The organism is Roseisalinus antarcticus, assembly GCF_900172355.1.
In the GTDB taxonomy this organism is placed as follows: domain Bacteria; phylum Pseudomonadota; class Alphaproteobacteria; order Rhodobacterales; family Rhodobacteraceae; genus Oceanicola; species Oceanicola antarcticus_A.
This window is the reverse complement of sequence record NZ_FWFZ01000131.1, coordinates 1-1,121: the sequence shown is the minus strand read 5'-3', so window position 1 is coordinate 1,121 and position 1,121 is coordinate 1. Positions and strand designations below refer to the sequence as shown.

2 protein-coding genes are annotated in these 1,121 nt (G+C 67.3%); both read left to right on the top strand.

Features of this window, described 5'->3' with window-relative positions:
* Positions 1-142 precede the first annotated feature (142 nt).
* Positions 143-346: a hypothetical protein gene (locus ROA7023_RS23560; protein WP_438829815.1), complete on the top strand. Its 204-nt coding sequence runs from the start codon at positions 143-145 to the stop codon at positions 344-346.
* Complete coding sequence (locus tag ROA7023_RS23555; protein WP_050664392.1) at positions 339-785, top strand: DUF6362 family protein; 447 nt, start codon at positions 339-341, stop codon at positions 783-785. The genes ROA7023_RS23560 and ROA7023_RS23555 overlap by 8 nt, the downstream gene beginning before the upstream one ends.
* The last annotated feature ends 336 nt before the right edge of the window (positions 786-1,121 follow it).

Here is a 1,121-nt window from a genome sequence, read left to right as displayed (position 1 = left end):
AATATGCCACCGGTCGCGGCAACGCCAACAAGCAGGCAATGATCGACGCGGCCCGCGCCCGTGGGTTCAGCCCGGCCGACGACAACGAGGCCGACGCCATCGCCATTCTGCTCTGGGCCATCGAGACGCAGGGAGGTGTGGCATGACCGGCATGCGGTTCACGCCGAAAGGCTATGGCGGGCGGCGCCGCGACCCCCAGCAGGTCAAGCGCGACGGCTGGCAGGAACAGGGTGTGCTGGCCGTCTCCGTTGACGACGACCGCCTGACCTGGCCCGAACGCGAGCTCGTCCGGCAGCTGGGCGAGCGGCTCTACGGGCAGCGGGACCGGGAGGTGCGGCATGACTGAATGGACCATGGCACGGGTGCAGGACCGGGTCGAGAGCGCCGCCGACGTGTTCGCACAACTGCCCGCCGTGAAGCCCACCGGGTATTTCAACGCGTGGCCGGAGTATTTCCACGGCTTCGCAGATCAGGTGGGCCAGGAGCCCGAGATGAAGCGACCGCGCCCGAGCCCGCGGCAGATCACCGAAGCCGAGGCGGCGATGCTCTGGCTGCGCTGGCTCGAGCGCGACGACGCCCGCATCGTCTGGCTGCGCGCCAACCGCCAGCCGTGGAAGAAGATCGGCTGGGAGGTCGGGCTGAGCCGTCCGGCGGCCAACCGGCACTGGCAGTACGGCGTGGCGCTGATCACATGGCGGCTCAACGGGCGCGTGCCGTCGTCCAGGCGATCGCGGCGCTTCGTGGTCGAGAACGCCGATCGGCTGTCAAGAAAAATCATCCTGTGAGGGAATTTTCGGAGAGACATCGGTGGGGGTTCACCGATCCCCGGCCGAGGGCTACAAACGGGATATACTCGGGAGAGGCGTGCGCGGGACGGCCCGCCGCCGCTGGCTTCCCGGGGTCCGGCGCAGGGTCCAGCCGGGGTCCAGGCCACCAAGTCATTGTTTTACGGTTCCTTTCCGGGCCGAAACGTATGCTGGCGGGCGAAGCGCGCAATTTCGCCAGCGACAGGGCCGTTTTTTTGGGAGTCCACCCCGCGTGGAGTCCACCCCTGAACCGGAAATAACCACGCAATAACAGTGGCTTGTAAGGTGGACTCCGGGGTGGATACCCTGGACTCC